Origin of the sequence: Pseudomonas orientalis (assembly GCF_022807995.1) — a bacterium.
Classification (GTDB): domain Bacteria; phylum Pseudomonadota; class Gammaproteobacteria; order Pseudomonadales; family Pseudomonadaceae; genus Aquipseudomonas; species Aquipseudomonas orientalis_B.
In genome coordinates this window covers 1,992,626-2,009,573 of record NZ_CP094351.1, presented here as the reverse complement: position 1 = coordinate 2,009,573, position 16,948 = coordinate 1,992,626, and the positions used below count along the sequence as shown (strand labels likewise).

General features: G+C 57.1%; 8 protein-coding genes, 2 tRNA genes and 3 rRNA genes. 3 read left to right on the top strand and 10 right to left on the bottom strand.

Translation table 11 applies throughout. The features are described from left to right. Positions 1 to 5 precede the first annotated feature (5 nt). Positions 6 to 1,049, top strand: coding sequence for an acyltransferase family protein (locus MRY17_RS09010; protein ID WP_191953616.1), 1,044 nt, complete (start codon positions 6 to 8; stop codon positions 1,047 to 1,049). 68 nt (positions 1,050 to 1,117) lie between these two features. Here the strand turns inward: MRY17_RS09010 and MRY17_RS09005 are convergent, their stop codons facing one another. The 3 genes from MRY17_RS09005 to MRY17_RS08995 form a co-directional block, all read right to left on the bottom strand. Then, complete coding sequence (locus MRY17_RS09005) at positions 1,118 to 1,690, bottom strand: DUF4174 domain-containing protein (RefSeq protein ID WP_181282587.1); 573 nt, start codon at positions 1,688 to 1,690, stop codon at positions 1,118 to 1,120. Between the two features lie 152 nt (positions 1,691 to 1,842). Beyond that, positions 1,843 to 2,475 (bottom strand): glutathione S-transferase family protein, encoded by a 633-nt coding sequence (locus MRY17_RS09000; RefSeq protein ID WP_243353602.1) that lies wholly within the window; start codon positions 2,473 to 2,475, stop codon positions 1,843 to 1,845. A gap of 42 nt (positions 2,476 to 2,517) precedes the next feature. Continuing rightward, complete coding sequence (locus MRY17_RS08995) at positions 2,518 to 4,875, bottom strand: DNA polymerase II (RefSeq protein ID WP_181282585.1); 2,358 nt, start codon at positions 4,873 to 4,875, stop codon at positions 2,518 to 2,520. A gap of 205 nt (positions 4,876 to 5,080) precedes the next feature. Here MRY17_RS08995 and MRY17_RS08990 point away from each other — a divergent pair, with 205 nt between their 5' ends. After that, on the top strand, positions 5,081 to 7,282 hold the full coding sequence (locus MRY17_RS08990) for a TonB-dependent receptor (protein WP_243353601.1): 2,202 nt from the start codon (positions 5,081 to 5,083) through the stop codon (positions 7,280 to 7,282). A 52-nt stretch (positions 7,283 to 7,334) separates the two neighbouring features. Here the strand turns inward: MRY17_RS08990 and MRY17_RS08985 are convergent, their stop codons facing one another. The 7 genes from MRY17_RS08985 to MRY17_RS08955 form a co-directional block, all read right to left on the bottom strand. After that, the gene (locus MRY17_RS08985; RefSeq protein WP_181282583.1) at positions 7,335 to 7,796 is read right to left on the bottom strand and encodes an SRPBCC family protein; all 462 of its coding nucleotides are present in this window, start codon (positions 7,794 to 7,796) and stop codon (positions 7,335 to 7,337) included. A gap of 182 nt (positions 7,797 to 7,978) precedes the next feature. After that, on the bottom strand, positions 7,979 to 9,871 hold the full coding sequence (mrdA, locus tag MRY17_RS08980; RefSeq protein ID WP_181282582.1) for a penicillin-binding protein 2: 1,893 nt from the start codon (positions 9,869 to 9,871) through the stop codon (positions 7,979 to 7,981). A gap of 257 nt (positions 9,872 to 10,128) precedes the next feature. Continuing rightward, positions 10,129 to 10,244, bottom strand: a 5S ribosomal RNA gene (rrf, locus tag MRY17_RS08975). Between the two features lie 157 nt (positions 10,245 to 10,401). Continuing rightward, positions 10,402 to 13,293 (bottom strand): 23S ribosomal RNA (locus MRY17_RS08970). Positions 13,294 to 13,529: 236 nt separating this feature from the next. Next, positions 13,530 to 13,605: transfer RNA gene (locus MRY17_RS08965), tRNA-Ala, on the bottom strand. 10 nt (positions 13,606 to 13,615) lie between these two features. After that, a tRNA-Ile gene (locus MRY17_RS08960) sits at positions 13,616 to 13,692 on the bottom strand. Positions 13,693 to 13,814: 122 nt separating this feature from the next. Continuing rightward, positions 13,815 to 15,351, bottom strand: a 16S ribosomal RNA gene (locus tag MRY17_RS08955). The 16S, 23S and 5S rRNA genes sit together here with 2 tRNA genes alongside, the layout of an rRNA operon. A 608-nt stretch (positions 15,352 to 15,959) precedes the next feature. Here MRY17_RS08955 and rhtA point away from each other — a divergent pair. Continuing rightward, a complete protein-coding gene (rhtA, locus tag MRY17_RS08950; protein WP_191952888.1) occupies positions 15,960 to 16,847 on the top strand; it encodes a threonine/homoserine exporter RhtA in 888 nt (295 codons plus the stop codon). The last annotated feature ends 101 nt before the right edge of the window (positions 16,848 to 16,948 follow it).

Here is a 16,948-nt window from a genome sequence, read left to right as displayed (position 1 = left end):
CTGGAATGAAACATCGTTGGGTTCAAATGGATATCGCCAAAGGCGTCGGTATCCTGATTATCGTCTATGGCCACAGTTGGTTTGCCGCCAACTCGCCGGAGTTGCAGTACGCGATCCTGGCGTCGTTCGTGCTGCCGTTGTTCTTCTTTTTGTCCGGGGTATTTTTCAAGCCCGAGCAGCCGTTCGTGGAAATGGCGGTGCGCAAGGCCGATGGCCTGCTAAAGCCGTTCTTTTTCACCATGCTGGCGTATGTGATCGTACGCGATGTGCTGCGCGGGCAACCGTTGCTGCCGGATATCGGCGGCGTGCTGTATGCATCCGTGGACACCATCCCATGGCAGGCGTTGTGGTTTTTGCCGCACTTCTGGGTGGCCATCCTGCTCAGTTGGTTGATGCTGCGCCTGATCCAGCGCCTCAAACTGCCATTGCTGGCGGCTTGTCTGCTGGTCGGCGCGCAACTGTTGCTCGGCATCTGGATGCTGCCGTGGTTCTGGCAATTGCCGGTCAGCGTCAGCGAGCAGACCTGGACCCTGCCCGGCCTGCCCTTCAGCCTCGACGTGACGCTGATCAGCAGCACCTACTTCATCTGCGGCTACCTGCTGCGCGATTGGCTGCGCCGGCATGAAGGCTCGCTGCTAACGCTACTGATTTCGGTGGCGCTGTTCGCAGCGGTGTTCCTCTATAGCCACGACACCATGGACCTGGCGCAGCGTCGTTACGACCATTGGTTGTGGACCAGCCTGCTGGCGGTGATCGGCGTGTACCTGTGCTGGGCGCTGGCGCGGGTGTTAATGGTGTCGACCCTGCTGACCCGGGTGATGACCTATATCGGCCAATCCACCTTGATCCTGTTGATCTTCCACGGCGAGATCCAGCACAAGACTTTCGACCTCATGGCGCGCCTGGGCCTGCATCCGCTCATGGCGGCGTGTGTGGGCTTTGTGGTGGCGGTGGTGGTGCCATTGCTGATCGGCGAAGTGATCAAGCGGGTGGCATTTCTGCGGTTTTTCTACTTCCCGTTTCCGCTGCGTAAAGCGGCTAAACCTTGAGCAGGCTGCATCGCTGATGTGATGGGGGTATTAACGCATATCCCCCTCCCACATTTTGATCGGTATGCTCAGTCGTCGAGTTGTTGCGGCGCGGGCTTGCTACCCGGCTTGGCCGGTTTTGCGCCCTTCGCAGGAGCGGGTTCGACCGGTGCAGGTTCCGGTGCGGCAGCCGCTTCTTTTTCAGCCATCGGCATCTGGTCGATGGTGCTGAAGAACTCTTTCAGATCGAGCGTATCCGGCGGCACGTTCTTCTCGAGTTTCTTGTCACCGTCCTTGCCCACCAGGATCACCTTGGTGCCGCTGCCGACTCCGAGTTTGAGCGCGCGGATCAGCGCATTGGTTTCAGGCGGGGTGAGCTTTTTGCTGTCCTTGGGGTCCTTGGCGAACTTCTCGCCCTCGGCGCCGATGCTGCCGAACTTTACGGTGTAGAGCACCATGCTGCGCTCTTCGAAGGACTGCTTGGTGGCAGGCTCTTGCAGTTGTTTCTTGAGCGTGGCCAAGGTCGGGTTACCGGCATCGAGTTCCACCACGACCAGCGGGCGGGTTTTGCCCAGCTCCAGCTTGAGCGGATTATCATCGGCAGCCAACAGCGGCCCCGTAAAAGCCATCAAGGTAGCCAGGGTCAGCGACCGGATGAGCATGCGCACCTCCTTTGAATTCCATGCAGGGTTCTTGAGTTTCATGTCTGCGACAGTCAAATTCAAGGATGATTCCTACGCCACGTTGAGAAGCGTAAGTCAGGGCGCACGCTACGCAGGGGGTTGCGGGGCGGTGAGGTCATTGTTTCCTCTGATTACGAGACCTGCCAATCCGGCCAATGCCGGGCGAACACGGGTGCAACAACCGGGTCGGCATCCACCCGCTCCAGGGTGTGGGCAAAGCCTGGCGCCAGATTGTGCAACGCTTCCCGCGCCTCATCCCAGCGCGACACCGCCGCCGCCATGATGCCCAGTGCGTTTGGGACATTGCCGGGGGTAAACAACTGGTCGGCAAATTGATCGGCGAACACCACCCAGGCCTGATGCAGATAGCGCCGTGTGCCGGTGGTCAGTTGCGCTTGCAGGGCTTCATCCGCGTCGCCCAGCCAGCGTTGCGGGTAGTCGATGATGCCGATGGCCGAATAGCAATTGGCGGCGATATACAGCAGGCCGCGCAGAATCTGCGCGCGGTTGCCGGCCAGCAGCTCGGCCTGGGGATACTCAAGGCCCAGGTGGATCAGGATAGCGGCGCTTTCGGTCAGCACCTGGCCATCAGGAGTGACCAGGGTAGGAATCTGTTTCAAGGGATTGATGCGCGCAAGGGCTTCGCTGCCCTCGCCGTCCTGCCAGGAACTGGCCTCCACGCGACGCCACGGCGCAGCACAGCGTTGCAGGGCGATTTCGATCATGCAGGAACCGGACTCGTCGGTGCCATAGAGTATGTACATGGGCGTTTGCTCCTGAGTGACGGGGGTTATACGGCCGTTCGCCTAGAACAGGCCCATCTGACCGCCCACCAAAGTGCCAAAATCATCGTTCACGAACGGCAGAATCGCATCCGCTACAGGCTGCAATTGCCGGGTCACATAATGATCGTAGTCGATCGGCGCTTGCCGCACCTCCAGCGGCTCCGGGCCGTTGACGCTGATCACATAGCTGATCCAGCCGCCGCGCTGGTACTGGCGCGGGCGCCCGAGACGGTCGTTGTATTCATCGGCCAGGCGTGCCGCGCGCACATGGGGCGGGACGTTGCGTTCGTAGTCATGCAACGCGCGGCGCAGGCGCTTGCGGTAGATCAGCAGGTCGTCGAATTCGCCGCTCAAGGTGCGACGCACGTAATCGCGGACATAATCCTGATGAGGCTGGCGATGGAAGATGCGCCGGTAGAGCTCCTGCTGGAATTGCCGGGCCAGGGGCGACCAGTCACTGCGCACGGTTTCCAGCCCCTTGTAGACCATCTCTTCGCTGCCATCGCCACGCACCACCAGGCCGGCGTAGCGCTTCTTGCTGCCCTCCTCCGCGCCACGAATAGTCGGCATCAGGAAGCGGCTGAAATGGGTTTCGTATTGCAGTTCAAGGGCGCTTTGCAGGCCGTACTCGGTGCGCAGATGGCTGCGCCACCAGTCGTTGACCTGCTGCACCAGCGCCTGGCCGATACGGCTGGCGTCCTCATTGGAATGGGCGCTGCCGAGCCAGACGAACGTGGAGTCGGTGTCGCCGTAGATCACTTCATAACCCTGGGCTTCGACCAGTTCACGGGTCTGGCGCATGATCTGGTGCCCGCGCATCGTGATCGACGACGCCAGCCGCGTATCGAAGAACCGGCAGCCGCTGGAACCGAGCACCCCGTAGAAGGCGTTCATGATGATCTTCAGGGCCTGGGACAACGGCGCATTGTGTTCGCGCTTGGCCACTTCGCGCCCCTCGGAAACCCGCGTGACAATGGACGGCAGGCAATGTCGGGTGCGGGAGAACCGCGCGCCGCGAAAGCCTTCCACCGAGTCGCTGTCGTCGGGATGCTTGAGGCCTTCGATCAAGCCCACCGGGTCGATCAGAAAACTGCGAATGATGGACGGGTAGAGGCTTTTGTAGTCCAGCACCAGCACCGACTCATAGAGGCCCGGACGTGAATCCATGACAAAGCCGCCGGGGCTGGCCTGGGGCGGCTGGTCGCCCAGGTTCGGCGCGACGAAGCCCTGGCGGTGCATCAACGGCATGTAGAGATGGGTAAACGCCGCGACGGAGCCGCCATTGCGGTCGGCAGGCAGGCCGGTGACGCTGGCGCGTTCGAGCAGGAACTTGAGCAGGTCAGTCTTCTCGAAAATCCGCGTGACCAACTCGCAGTCCTTGAGGTTGTAGCGCGCCAGGGCAGGCTTGTCCTCGGCGAACATGCGGTTGATTTCATCCATGCGCTGGTAAGGCGTGGAGATGTCCTTGCCTTCGCCCAGCAGGGTTTGCGCGACGTTCTCCAGGCTGAACGACTCGAAGCTCCAGGTGGCCGAGCGCAGGGCTTCGATGCCGTCGATGATCAAGCGTCCCGCCGCCGCCGCGAAGTAGTGATTGCGGCTGCCATGTTCGCGCCAGGTCATGGCTTCGCCGCCGCGCCCGAGCAGGAGTGGCACGTTCAGGCGCTGAGCATGTTCGTGCAGTACGCGCAGGTCGAATTGCACCACGTTCCAGCCGATAATCGCATCCGGATCGTGGGTGGCCAGCCAGTGGTTGAGGCGCTCGAGCAACTGGGCGCGGGTGTCGCAATACTCAAGCTTGAAATCCACCGCGTCGCGCTTGTTGGGGGGGCCGAGCATGTACACCTGGCGCTCGCCGCAGCCTTCGAGGGCGATGGAATAGAGATCGCCCTGGGCGGTGGTTTCGATGTCCAGGGACACCAGCTTCAATGGCGGTCGGTAGTCGGGGGCGGGCTTCATCTGCGCGTCGAGCAGGGTGCCGCTCGCATCCGCAGTGCCGCCGAACCACACTGGCGCGGTGATAAAGCGCTCCATCATGTAGCGCTCGGGCGGCCGCACGTCGCCTTCATAGACATCGACCCCGGCGCTGCGCAGACGTTTTTCGATGTCCATCAGCTGCCGGTGCTGCCGGGCGTATAGGCCCAGGACCGGTCGGTGATGGAAATCGCACAACTGCAAGGCGCGCAACTCGATATCGCGCTCGTCCTTGAGCAGCCAGCCCAGCGGCTTGCGATGAAGCTCAGGGATAAACATCACTGAGGTTTGCACGGGTAGGCGAATGCACCGAGGCCCCTGGTCGGTCGCCAGCCAGAAACTGACCTGCGTCCCCGCCGGAGTGTCGCGCCAATGCCGGGTCAGGACAAAACCCTGCTGTAAATCCACCGTGCCGCACCTCAGCAATTGCATTCAGGACGTGATTCTACTCGGCATCCGGGTAAAGGCGGCGCGTTAACTGTCATCTTACAAATTTGTTGCAGGGCATGAATAACAATTACTATCATTCGCACTGGATTTTTATCCGCGCAGTGAGCAAGCGCACCTTATTGCCCCCCTCTTCATCATTGACGGTTCACCGTCCGGATTGACCATGCCCCTGTGTAGCCGCCTCGCTGTGCCCTTTCGCCCCACCCTGCTCGCCCTTTGCTGCGCCGTGAGCGTCGCTGCGCAGGCCGATACGAGCAACACGTTGCAACTGGATGCCACTCGCATCGATGCCCAGGCTCCAGCGCCCGACGCGTTGCCTGCGGTGTACGCCGGTGGGCAGGTTGCCCGTGGCGGTCAACTGGGTGTACTGGGCAATCAGGACCTCATGGACGTGCCGTTCAGCATGTCCTCCTACACCGAGCAATTGATTCGCGACCAGCAGGCGGAAACGATCGGCGATGTGCTGCTCAATGACGCGTCCGTGCGCCAGGCGTCAGGGTTTGCGAACCAGGCCCAGACCTTCATGATTCGTGGTTTGCCGCTCAATGGCGACGATATTTCCTATAACGGTCTGTACGGCATCCTGCCACGCCAGATCATGTCCACTGACGCGCTGGAACGTGTGGAAGTATTCAAGGGCCCTAACGCGTTCATCAATGGCGTCACGCCGGGCGGCTCGGGCAACGGCGGCGGTGTCAACCTGCAACCCAAGCGCGCCGGTGACCTGCCCCTGCGCCGTTTCAGCACGGACATCAGCAGCGACGGCCGGGTTGGCGAGCATTTGGATATCGGGCAGCGCTTTGGTGAAGACGATCGTTTTGGCGCACGGGTCAATCTGTCCCAGCGCGAAGGCGACACCGGCATTGACGACGAAAACCAGCGCTCGAAGCTGTTCGCGGTCGGCCTCGATTACCGTGGTGATGCGTTGCGCCTGTCAGGTGATTTTGTGTATCAGAAGCAGCGCATCAATGGCGGACGCAACTCGGTGTTCCTGGGTAACGCGACCCATGTCCCGGACGCGCCTTCGGCGGATACCAACTATGCGCCCCGCTGGAGCAGCACCAATCTGGAAGACACCCTGGGCATGCTGCGTGCCGAATATGACCTGAATGAAAACTGGACGGCCTACGCGGCAGGCGGTGCCAAGCACAGCCGGGAAATGGGCCGATATTCTTCGATTACTCTGATCGATAACCTCGGCAATGCCACCTCAAGCCGTTCGACCATTGCACACGAAGAAGACAACGCCAGCTTAATGGCCGGCTTGAACGGCAAGTTCCAGACCGGCCCCGTCAGCCATCGACTCAACTTCGGCCTGGCCGGCATCTGGACCCAGGCGCGCAACGCCTATGTGTTCAACGGTTCACCCGGTGCGACCAACCTCTACAACCCTGTGACCGGCGCCCCACCCACGCTCAACACGCCGCGCAACACTCCTGGCACCGACTTCAGCGACCCGACCATTACCGCCAAGACGTTCGTGCGCAGCGCTGCGGTATCCGACACGCTCGGCTTCTTCGATGACCGTCTGTTGGTGACATTGGGCGCACGTCGCCAGCAAATGGTGGTGCAGGGCTACAACTACATGACGGGTACGCGCACGGCCAACTACGACGAATCGATCACCACGCCGGTCTACGGCATTGTGTTCAAGCCGTGGGAGCACGTGTCGCTGTACGCCAACCGTATCGAAGGCCTGGCCCAGGGCCCCACCTCGCCGCTCAAATCCGGCGACCGGACGATCATCGGTGGCGGGCAAGCCTATGCACCGGCTCGCTCCAAGCAGATCGAAGCGGGCGTCAAGCTCGACATGGGCACCTATGGCGCCACCCTTGGGGTGTACCGTATCGAGCAGCCAGGAGCGGGTTATGCCCAAGTCATCGATACAACCACGGCCCGCTATGTGCGCGAAGGTCAGCAGATCAACAAGGGCGTCGAACTGAACGTCTTCGGCGAACCGGTAAGTGGCCTGCGTCTGCTTGGGGGTGTGACACTGATGAAGACCGAACTCAAGGGTACCCTCAATAGCGCCAACGACGGCAACCGCGCCATCGGTGTCCCTTCGTTTCAGCTCAACGCCGGGGTGGATTGGGACGTGCCCGGCCTGCAGGGCGTAACCCTCAATGGGCGCATGCTGCGCACGGGAGGCCAGTATGCCGACGCAGCGAACAACCTGAGCCTGCCGGCCTGGAACCGTTTCGATGTGGGGGCGCGCTACACCTTCGCGCTGGCCCAGCGTGAAGTGACGCTCGGCGCTACGGTGGAAAACGTTGCCAACGAAAAGTACTGGGAATCGGCCCAGGGCGGTTTCCTGAGCCAGGGCGACCCGCGGGTGGCCAAGTTGTCGGCGACGATTGATTTCTAAAAATATGGCGGTTGACGAAGGGCATCAGTGTTGATGCCCGTTCGCAGCAGGCTCACCGGGCCTTGTTCAGATAGTTTTCGATATTGCCCATTTGCTCATCCCAGCCTCGGGAATTCATTTTGAATGCCTTCTGGCGTCGAGCCTGGGGCACCTTGTCGAAACCGGATTCCACCACGCGCAGCAGAATGCCCGGCGCGCGGTCCTCGAGAGTGAATTCCACCAGCGTCGGTGTTTCCTTGTCGTAGTCGATATTTTTATCTACCGCAAAGGGATGCCACCAGAAAGAAAACAGGGTTTGCGGCAGAATGCGTTCGATCCTGGCCTTCCACACCACATGTTCGTAGCCTGGGTAGGTAATCTGCGCTTCGAGGGTTTCGCCGGCCACAAAGGTTTTGCCCTTGAGGGCGATACCGAACCAATCGCCAAATCGCTCAGCATTCGTGAGCGCTTCCCACACTTGTTTGCGTGATGCGTTGAGCACGACTTTCCGTTCGATGCGATCCAATACGTGCATAAGTCACCTCCTCCATTGAACACTAGGCGACATCGACCAATGCGCAACTTTTGGTTATGCGCGATGATGATGACCCTATCCTTGAGCTGGTCGTAGGTTATGACTGAACGCCTGGAGGGAAGTTGCCTTTGAAAAATGCGTGTGGGCTAGCGCATGGCTAGCCCATGGGAGTGGCAGTTAATCTAGACGTGCGGATCGCCAGGCGCTTTGGCCGGCGTCGCATATTGCGGCTTCAGATGACCTTCCTGGTCGAGCAGCCAGGCATCCATGATCTGCCGCACCACCGGCCCCGCCACACGGCCACCGGCCTCGCCGTTTTCGATCATCACTGAAATCACGATCTTCGGATGTTCGGCTGGCGCAAAGCCGACAAACAAGGCGTTATCACGATGACGCTCCAGCGTCTTGTTGCGGTTGTAGCGCTCACCCTGCTTGATCGCCACCACCTGCGCGGTACCGCTCTTGCCGGCGATGCGGTATTGGGCACCTTGCGCGGCGGCCCGGGCGATACCGCGCGGGTCGTGCATCACCAGTTGCATGCCGTGGTTGACCTGTTCCCAGTCACGCGGGTCCTTGAGGACCACGTTGGGCATCGGGTTCTCATCCACCGGTGGTACGCCGTTGATGGTCTTGGCCAGGTGCGGCCGGTTCCATACCCCCTTGTTGGCAATCAGCGCAGTAGCCTGGGCCAGCTGCAGCGGCGTGACCTGCATATAACCCTGGCCAATACCCAGGATCACGGTTTCGCCCGGGAACCACGGCTGCCGGCGTGTGGCGCGCTTCCAGGCCTGGGAAGGCATGAGGCCAGCGGACTCTTCGAACATGTCCAGCGACACCTTCTGACCCAGGCCGAATTCAGCCAGGTAATCATGCAGGCGATCAATACCGAGTTTGTGAGCCAGGTCATAGAAGTAGGTGTCATTGGAACGCATGATGGCAGCGTCCATGTCCACCCAGCCGTCGCCGCTGTGGTTCCAGTTGCGGTATTTGTGATCGAAGTCCGGCAATTGGTAATACCCCGGATCAAACACGCGGGTTTGCGGAGTGACCACACCGCTGTCGAGCCCTGCGATGGCCACTTCGGGCTTGATGGTCGAGCCTGGCGCATACAGCCCGCGCAGCACGCGGTTGAACAGCGGGCGATCAATGGAATCATGCAGCGCGGCATATTCCTTGAAGCTGATACCGGTGACGAACAGGTTCGGATCGAAACTCGGCTTGCTGACCATGGCCAGCACTTCACCGGTTTGCGGATCCAGGGCAACCACCGAACCGCGACGATCGCCCAAGGCTTCTTCGGCAGCTTCCTGGAGCTTGACGTCGAGGCTCAGGACTATGTTTTTGCCGGGGATAGGGTCAGTGTGCTTGAGCACACGCAACACCCGCCCCTGGGCGTTGGTTTCGACTTCTTCATAACCGACGTGACCATGCAGCTCCGATTCGTAGAAGCGTTCGATGCCGGTTTTGCCGATCGACTGGGTGCCGCGGTATTCCACTGAGTCGAGAGCCTTGGACTCTTTCTCGTTGATTCGTCCGACATAGCCGATGGAGTGCGCGAAGTGCGCGCCCAGCGGGTAGTGGCGGACGAACTGCGGCTCAACGTCCACACCCGGTAGACGGAACTCATTGACCGCCAGGACGGCGATCTGCTCTTCGGTCAACTCGTAAAACAGCGTGACGGGAACAAACGGATGGCGGGCCTGTTTGAGCGCTTTATCGAACACAGCGCGATCTTCGGCGGGCAGGTGTAACAGGCTGACGATAGCGTCCAACTCACCCTTGAGGTCGGTGGTGCGCTCGCGGGTGATGGTCAGGTTGTAGCTGGGCCGGTTGTCAGCCAGGACCACACCATTGCGGTCATAGATCAAGCCCCGCGTGGGTGTGATGGGCAGCACGTGGACGCGGTTGTTTTCGGAAATCGTGGAGTGATAGTCGTATTGCACTACCTGCAGGAAGTACATCCGGCCCACCAGAGCGCAGGTAATGCCGATCACCAGGAGTGCGCAGGCAAGCAAACGCTTGTTGACCAGACGGTGTTCTTTTTCGTGGTCCTTGATCGGTATCGGTTCAGGCATTTCTACAGCATCTCGTTGAAAAGGTCGACGCCGCTTCCTGCGGATAAAGATCAATCCCTGTGAAAATGTGCTGCACCATACCAAAAATGCAGAAACACTTTGCATCGATTTCCCTTAACGGTGAGTTATTTCATCCAGGGGATCGCTGAGGGTTGCTGCACGTGCGAGTAGCTAGCGTGCACGTGGCAAGCCGCCGCATTTTCGAGCGCCCAAAACAAAACCCCAACTGCTTTCGCAATTGGGGTTTCGGAATTTAATCTTGACGATGACCTACTCTCACATGGGGAAACCCCACACTACCATCGGCGATGCATCGTTTCACTGCTGAGTTCGGGATGGGATCAGGTGGTTCCAATGCTCTATGGTCGTCAAGAAATTCGGGTACTGAGTCGTGACCTGTTGGCCTCGCTTCAGCAAATTGGGTATGTGACAGCTGTCGGTGTTTTGTGAACGTCGAACTTTCGGTTCATCTCGTCTTCACACACCGCAATCTGATGCTCGTTAGAGTAATCAAATTGCTTGGGTGTTATATGGTCAAGCCTCACGGGCAATTAGTATTGGTTAGCTCAACGCCTCACAGCGCTTACACACCCAACCTATCAACGTCGTAGTCTTCGACGGCCCTTCAGGGAACTCAAGGTTCCAGTGAGATCTCATCTTGAGGCTAGTTTCCCGCTTAGATGCTTTCAGCGGTTATCTATTCCGAACATAGCTACCCGGCAATGCCACTGGCGTGACAACCGGAACACCAGAGGTTCGTCCACTCCGGTCCTCTCGTACTAGGAGCAGCCCCTCTCAAATCTCAAACGTCCACGGCAGATAGGGACCGAACTGTCTCACGACGTTCTAAACCCAGCTCGCGTACCACTTTAAATGGCGAACAGCCATACCCTTGGGACCGGCTTCAGCCCCAGGATGTGATGAGCCGACATCGAGGTGCCAAACACCGCCGTCGATATGAACTCTTGGGCGGTATCAGCCTGTTATCCCCGGAGTACCTTTTATCCGTTGAGCGATGGCCCTTCCATACAGAACCACCGGATCACTAAGACCTACTTTCGTACCTGCTCGACGTGTCTGTCTCGCAGTCAAGCGCGCTTTTGCCTTTATACTCTACGACCGATTTCCGACCGGTCTGAGCGCACCTTCGTACTCCTCCGTTACTCTTTAGGAGGAGACCGCCCCAGTCAAACTACCCACCATACACTGTCCTCGATCCGGATAACGGACCTGAGTTAGAACCTCAAAGTTGCCAGGGTGGTATTTCAAGGTTGGCTCCACGCAGACTGGCGTCCACGCTTCAAAGCCTCCCACCTATCCTACACAAGCAAATTCAAAGTCCAGTGCAAAGCTATAGTAAAGGTTCACGGGGTCTTTCCGTCTAGCCGCGGATACACTGCATCTTCACAGCGATTTCAATTTCACTGAGTCTCGGGTGGAGACAGCGCCGCCATCGTTACGCCATTCGTGCAGGTCGGAACTTACCCGACAAGGAATTTCGCTACCTTAGGACCGTTATAGTTACGGCCGCCGTTTACCGGGGCTTCGATCAAGAGCTTCGCGTTAGCTAACCCCATCAATTAACCTTCCGGCACCGGGCAGGCGTCACACCCTATACGTCCACTTTCGTGTTTGCAGAGTGCTGTGTTTTTAATAAACAGTCGCAGCGGCCTGGTATCTTCGACCGGCATGAGCTTACGGAGCAAGTCCTTCACCCTCACCGGCGCACCTTCTCCCGAAGTTACGGTGCCATTTTGCCTAGTTCCTTCACCCGAGTTCTCTCAAGCGCCTTGGTATTCTCTACCCAACCACCTGTGTCGGTTTGGGGTACGGTTCCTGGTTACCTGAAGCTTAGAAGCTTTTCTTGGAAGCATGGCATCAACCACTTCGTCGTCTAAAAGACGACTCGTCATCAGCTCTCGGCCTTAAGATCCCGGATTTACCTAAGATCTCAGCCTACCACCTTAAACTTGGACAACCAACGCCAAGCTGGCCTAGCCTTCTCCGTCCCTCCATCGCAATAACCAGAAGTACAGGAATATTAACCTGTTTTCCATCGACTACGCTTTTCAGCCTCGCCTTAGGGACCGACTAACCCTGCGTCGATTAACGTTGCGCAGGAAACCTTGGTCTTTCGGCGTGGGTGTTTTTCACACCCATTGTCGTTACTCATGTCAGCATTCGCACTTCTGATACCTCCAGCAAGCTTCTCAACTCACCTTCACAGGCTTACAGAACGCTCCTCTACCGCATCACTTACGTGATACCCGTAGCTTCGGTGTATGGTTTGAGCCCCGTTACATCTTCCGCGCAGGCCGACTCGACTAGTGAGCTATTACGCTTTCTTTAAAGGGTGGCTGCTTCTAAGCCAACCTCCTAGCTGTCTAAGCCTTCCCACATCGTTTCCCACTTAACCATAACTTTGGGACCTTAGCTGACGGTCTGGGTTGTTTCCCTTTTCACGACGGACGTTAGCACCCGCCGTGTGTCTCCCATGCTCGGCACTTGTAGGTATTCGGAGTTTGCATCGGTTTGGTAAGTCGGGATGACCCCCTAGCCGAAACAGTGCTCTACCCCCTACAGTGATACATGAGGCGCTACCTAAATAGCTTTCGAGGAGAACCAGCTATCTCCGAGCTTGATTAGCCTTTCACTCCGATCCACAGGTCATCCGCTAACTTTTCAACGGTAGTCGGTTCGGTCCTCCAGTTAGTGTTACCCAACCTTCAACCTGCCCATGGATAGATCGCCCGGTTTCGGGTCTATTCCCAGCGACTAGACGCCCTATTAAGACTCGCTTTCGCTACGCCTCCCCTATTCGGTTAAGCTCGCCACTGAAAATAAGTCGCTGACCCATTATACAAAAGGTACGCAGTCACCCAACAAAGTGGGCTCCCACTGCTTGTACGCATACGGTTTCAGGATCTATTTCACTCCCCTCTCCGGGGTTCTTTTCGCCTTTCCCTCACGGTACTAGTTCACTATCGGTCAGTCAGTAGTATTTAGCCTTGGAGGATGGTCCCCCCATATTCAGACAAAGTTTCTCGTGCTCCGTCCTACTCGATTTCATGACTAAGAGATTTTCGCGTACAGGGCTATCACCCACTATGGCCGCACTTTCCAGAGCGTTCCGCTAATCTCAAAGCCACTTAAGGGCTAGTCCCCGTTCGCTCGCCACTACTAAGGGAATCTCGGTTGATTTCTTTTCCTCAGGGTACTTAGATGTTTCAGTTCCCCTGGTTCGCTCCATACACCTATGTATTCAGTGTAAGGTAACCATCTTATGATGGCTGGGTTCCCCCATTCAGACATCTCCGGATCAAAGTCTGTTTGCCGACTCCCCGAAGCTTTTCGCAGGCTACCACGTCTTTCATCGCCTCTGACTGCCAAGGCATCCACCGTATGCGCTTCTTCACTTGACCATATAACCCCAAGCAATCTGGTTATACTGTGAAGACAACATTCGCCGAAAATTCGAATTTCTCGTTAAGAGAACTCACAAATTTTACCTTAGCCTGAGCCGTTACCAGTGAAAGTAACGTTCAGTCTATCTTTCTATCACATACCCAAATTTTTAAAGAACGATCTAATCAAAGACTAGAAATCAATATTCATTTGCGAATATTCATTTCTAAACTCTAACAGCAGAAGCAGTTAATGGTGGAGCCAAACGGGATCGAACCGTTGACCTCCTGCGTGCAAGGCAGGCGCTCTCCCAGCTGAGCTATGGCCCCATAACAAAATTGGTGGGTCTGGGCAGATTCGAACTGCCGACCTCACCCTTATCAGGGGTGCGCTCTAACCAACTGAGCTACAGACCCAATTTCGAGCGCAACTGATTAGCTTTGAGCTATCAGCTTGGAGCTTAAAGCTGCTTCTATCGTCTTCTTCAATGAATCAAGCAATTCGTGTGGGAACTTATGGAGCAGCTGATGTCGTCGATTAAGGAGGTGATCCAGCCGCAGGTTCCCCTACGGCTACCTTGTTACGACTTCACCCCAGTCATGAATCACACCGTGGTAACCGTCCTCCCGAAGGTTAGACTAGCTACTTCTGGTGCAACCCACTCCCATGGTGTGACGGGCGGTGTGTACAAGGCCCGGGAACGTATTCACCGCGACATTCTGATTCGCGATTACTAGCGATTCCGACTTCACGCAGTCGAGTTGCAGACTGCGATCCGGACTACGATCGGTTTTGTGGGATTAGCTCCACCTCGCGGCTTGGCAACCCTCTGTACCGACCATTGTAGCACGTGTGTAGCCCAGGCCGTAAGGGCCATGATGACTTGACGTCATCCCCACCTTCCTCCGGTTTGTCACCGGCAGTCTCCTTAGAGTGCCCACCATAACGTGCTGGTAACTAAGGACAAGGGTTGCGCTCGTTACGGGACTTAACCCAACATCTCACGACACGAGCTGACGACAGCCATGCAGCACCTGTCTCAATGTTCCCGAAGGCACCCATCCATCTCTGGAAAGTTCATTGGATGTCAAGGCCTGGTAAGGTTCTTCGCGTTGCTTCGAATTAAACCACATGCTCCACCGCTTGTGCGGGCCCCCGTCAATTCATTTGAGTTTTAACCTTGCGGCCGTACTCCCCAGGCGGTCAACTTAATGCGTTAGCTGCGCCACTAAGAGCTCAAGGCTCCCAACGGCTAGTTGACATCGTTTACGGCGTGGACTACCAGGGTATCTAATCCTGTTTGCTCCCCACGCTTTCGCACCTCAGTGTCAGTGTTGGTCCAGGTGGTCGCCTTCGCCACTGGTGTTCCTTCCTATATCTACGCATTTCACCGCTACACAGGAAATTCCACCACCCTCTACCACACTCTAGTCAGTCAGTTTTGAATGCAGTTCCCAGGTTGAGCCCGGGGATTTCACATCCAACTTAACAAACCACCTACGCGCGCTTTACGCCCAGTAATTCCGATTAACGCTTGCACCCTCTGTATTACCGCGGCTGCTGGCACAGAGTTAGCCGGTGCTTATTCTGTCGGTAACGTCAAAACAATCACGTATTAGGTAACTGCCCTTCCTCCCAACTTAAAGTGCTTTACAATCCGAAGACCTTCTTCACACACGCGGCATGGCTGGATCAGGCTTTCGCCCATTGTCCAATATTCCCCACTGCTGCCTCCCGTAGGAGTCTGGACCGTGTCTCAGTTCCAGTGTGACTGATCATCCTCTCAGACCAGTTACGGATCGTCGCCTTGGTGAGCCATTACCTCACCAACTAGCTAATCCGACCTAGGCTCATCTGATAGCGCAAGGCCCGAAGGTCCCCTGCTTTCTCCCGTAGGACGTATGCGGTATTAGCGTCCGTTTCCGAACGTTATCCCCCACTACCAGGCAGATTCCTAGGCTTTACTCACCCGTCCGCCGCTCTCAAGAGAAGCAAGCTTCTCTCTACCGCTCGACTTGCATGTGTTAGGCCTGCCGCCAGCGTTCAATCTGAGCCATGATCAAACTCTTCAGTTCAAACATCTTTGGGTTTTTAAGAAACCCTAAACTTGGCTCAGCAATCGTTGGTTACATCTTTGATTTCTCGCGGAGTAACTTGTGATGCTGATAATCTTGCTGACTATCAGTCTGACTCCACAAGCACCCACACGAATTGCTTGATTCAGTTGTTAAAGAGCGGTTGGTTAAGATGTTTCGTCTCAACCGAGGCGCGCATTCTACAGCAGCCTCATTTGCTGTCAAGTGGTTATTTTCAGAAGTTTTCGAAGAATTCTTCAACAACTTCAACCACTTGCGCTTGCGATCTCTCGTAAGCGGGAGGCGAATTCTACAGCGTTACACGCTGCTGTCAACACCTCTTTTTCAACTTCCTTCTGGCTTCGATAACTGAAGCGACTTGCTGTCAAAACTTGCTTAACTCATTGTTTACCAAGGAGTTTTCCGTTTCGACTGCGCCGGAAGTGGGGCGAATTATAGACAGATGAAATTATCCGTCAACCATTAATGTGAACTTTCTATGAATCCGTTATAACCCCGCTCAACTGCGCAATATATTGCTCAATTCACGGCACTTAAGCATCATAGCCGCCTCCGCCCTTCTACCATGACTTCGGATAACACCTTTAATGACCACCCCACCCCGCAGCCTGGCCTCTGTACTATTTCCCGTCGGCCTGCTGTTGATCGCAATGGCATCCATCCAGTCCGGCGCTTCGCTGGCCAAAAGCATGTTCCCTGTCATCGGTGCGCAAGGAACCACCACCCTGCGCTTGATCTTCGCCAGCGTGATCATGCTACTTCTATTACGCCCATGGCGCGCCAGGCTGACGGCCAAGTCCCTGCGTACGGTAGTGGTCTACGGCATGGCGCTGGGCGGCATGAACTTTCTCTTTTATATGTCGCTGCGCACCGTCCCCCTGGGTATTGCGGTCGCACTGGAGTTCACGGGCCCGCTCGCCGTCGCCATCTATGCATCGCGCCGGGCAGTGGACTTTTTGTGGGTCGCGCTCGCAGTCATCGGTCTGCTCCTGTTGATTCCGATGGGCGAAGCCAGCAGTGGCATTGACGTAGTGGGTGCCGCGTATGCGCTCGGCGCCGGCATTTGCTGGGCGCTTTATATTCTGTTCGGCCAGAAGGCGGGGAACGATAACGGCGTGCAGACCGCCGCGCTCGGCGTAATGATCGCGGCTCTGTTCGTCGCGCCCATCGGCATCGTGCATGCCGGTACCGCGTTGCTGACCCCTGCGCTGATTCCTGTCGCGATAGGCGTGGCTATCTTGTCCACGGCCCTGCCCTACACATTGGAAATGGTTGCGCTCACCCGCCTGCCTGCACGCACTTTCGGCACCTTGATGAGTATCGAGCCGGCGTTCGGCGCCCTCTCCGGCCTGTTCTTCCTGCATGAGCAACTGACGCTCGCGCAATGGCTGGCCATCATCTGCATTATTCTGGCCTCCGTCGGTGCCACGCTGACAATGCGCAACGAATCCAAACCGCTGGTACCCGCCGACTGATGCTCTTTGCAGGCAGCTCTGGTATTTAACGCTCATTTAGGCCATGTTTAGGGTGGTAAACGATGTCTTTCATGGAGAGGTTCGACACGGACAGCATGAAC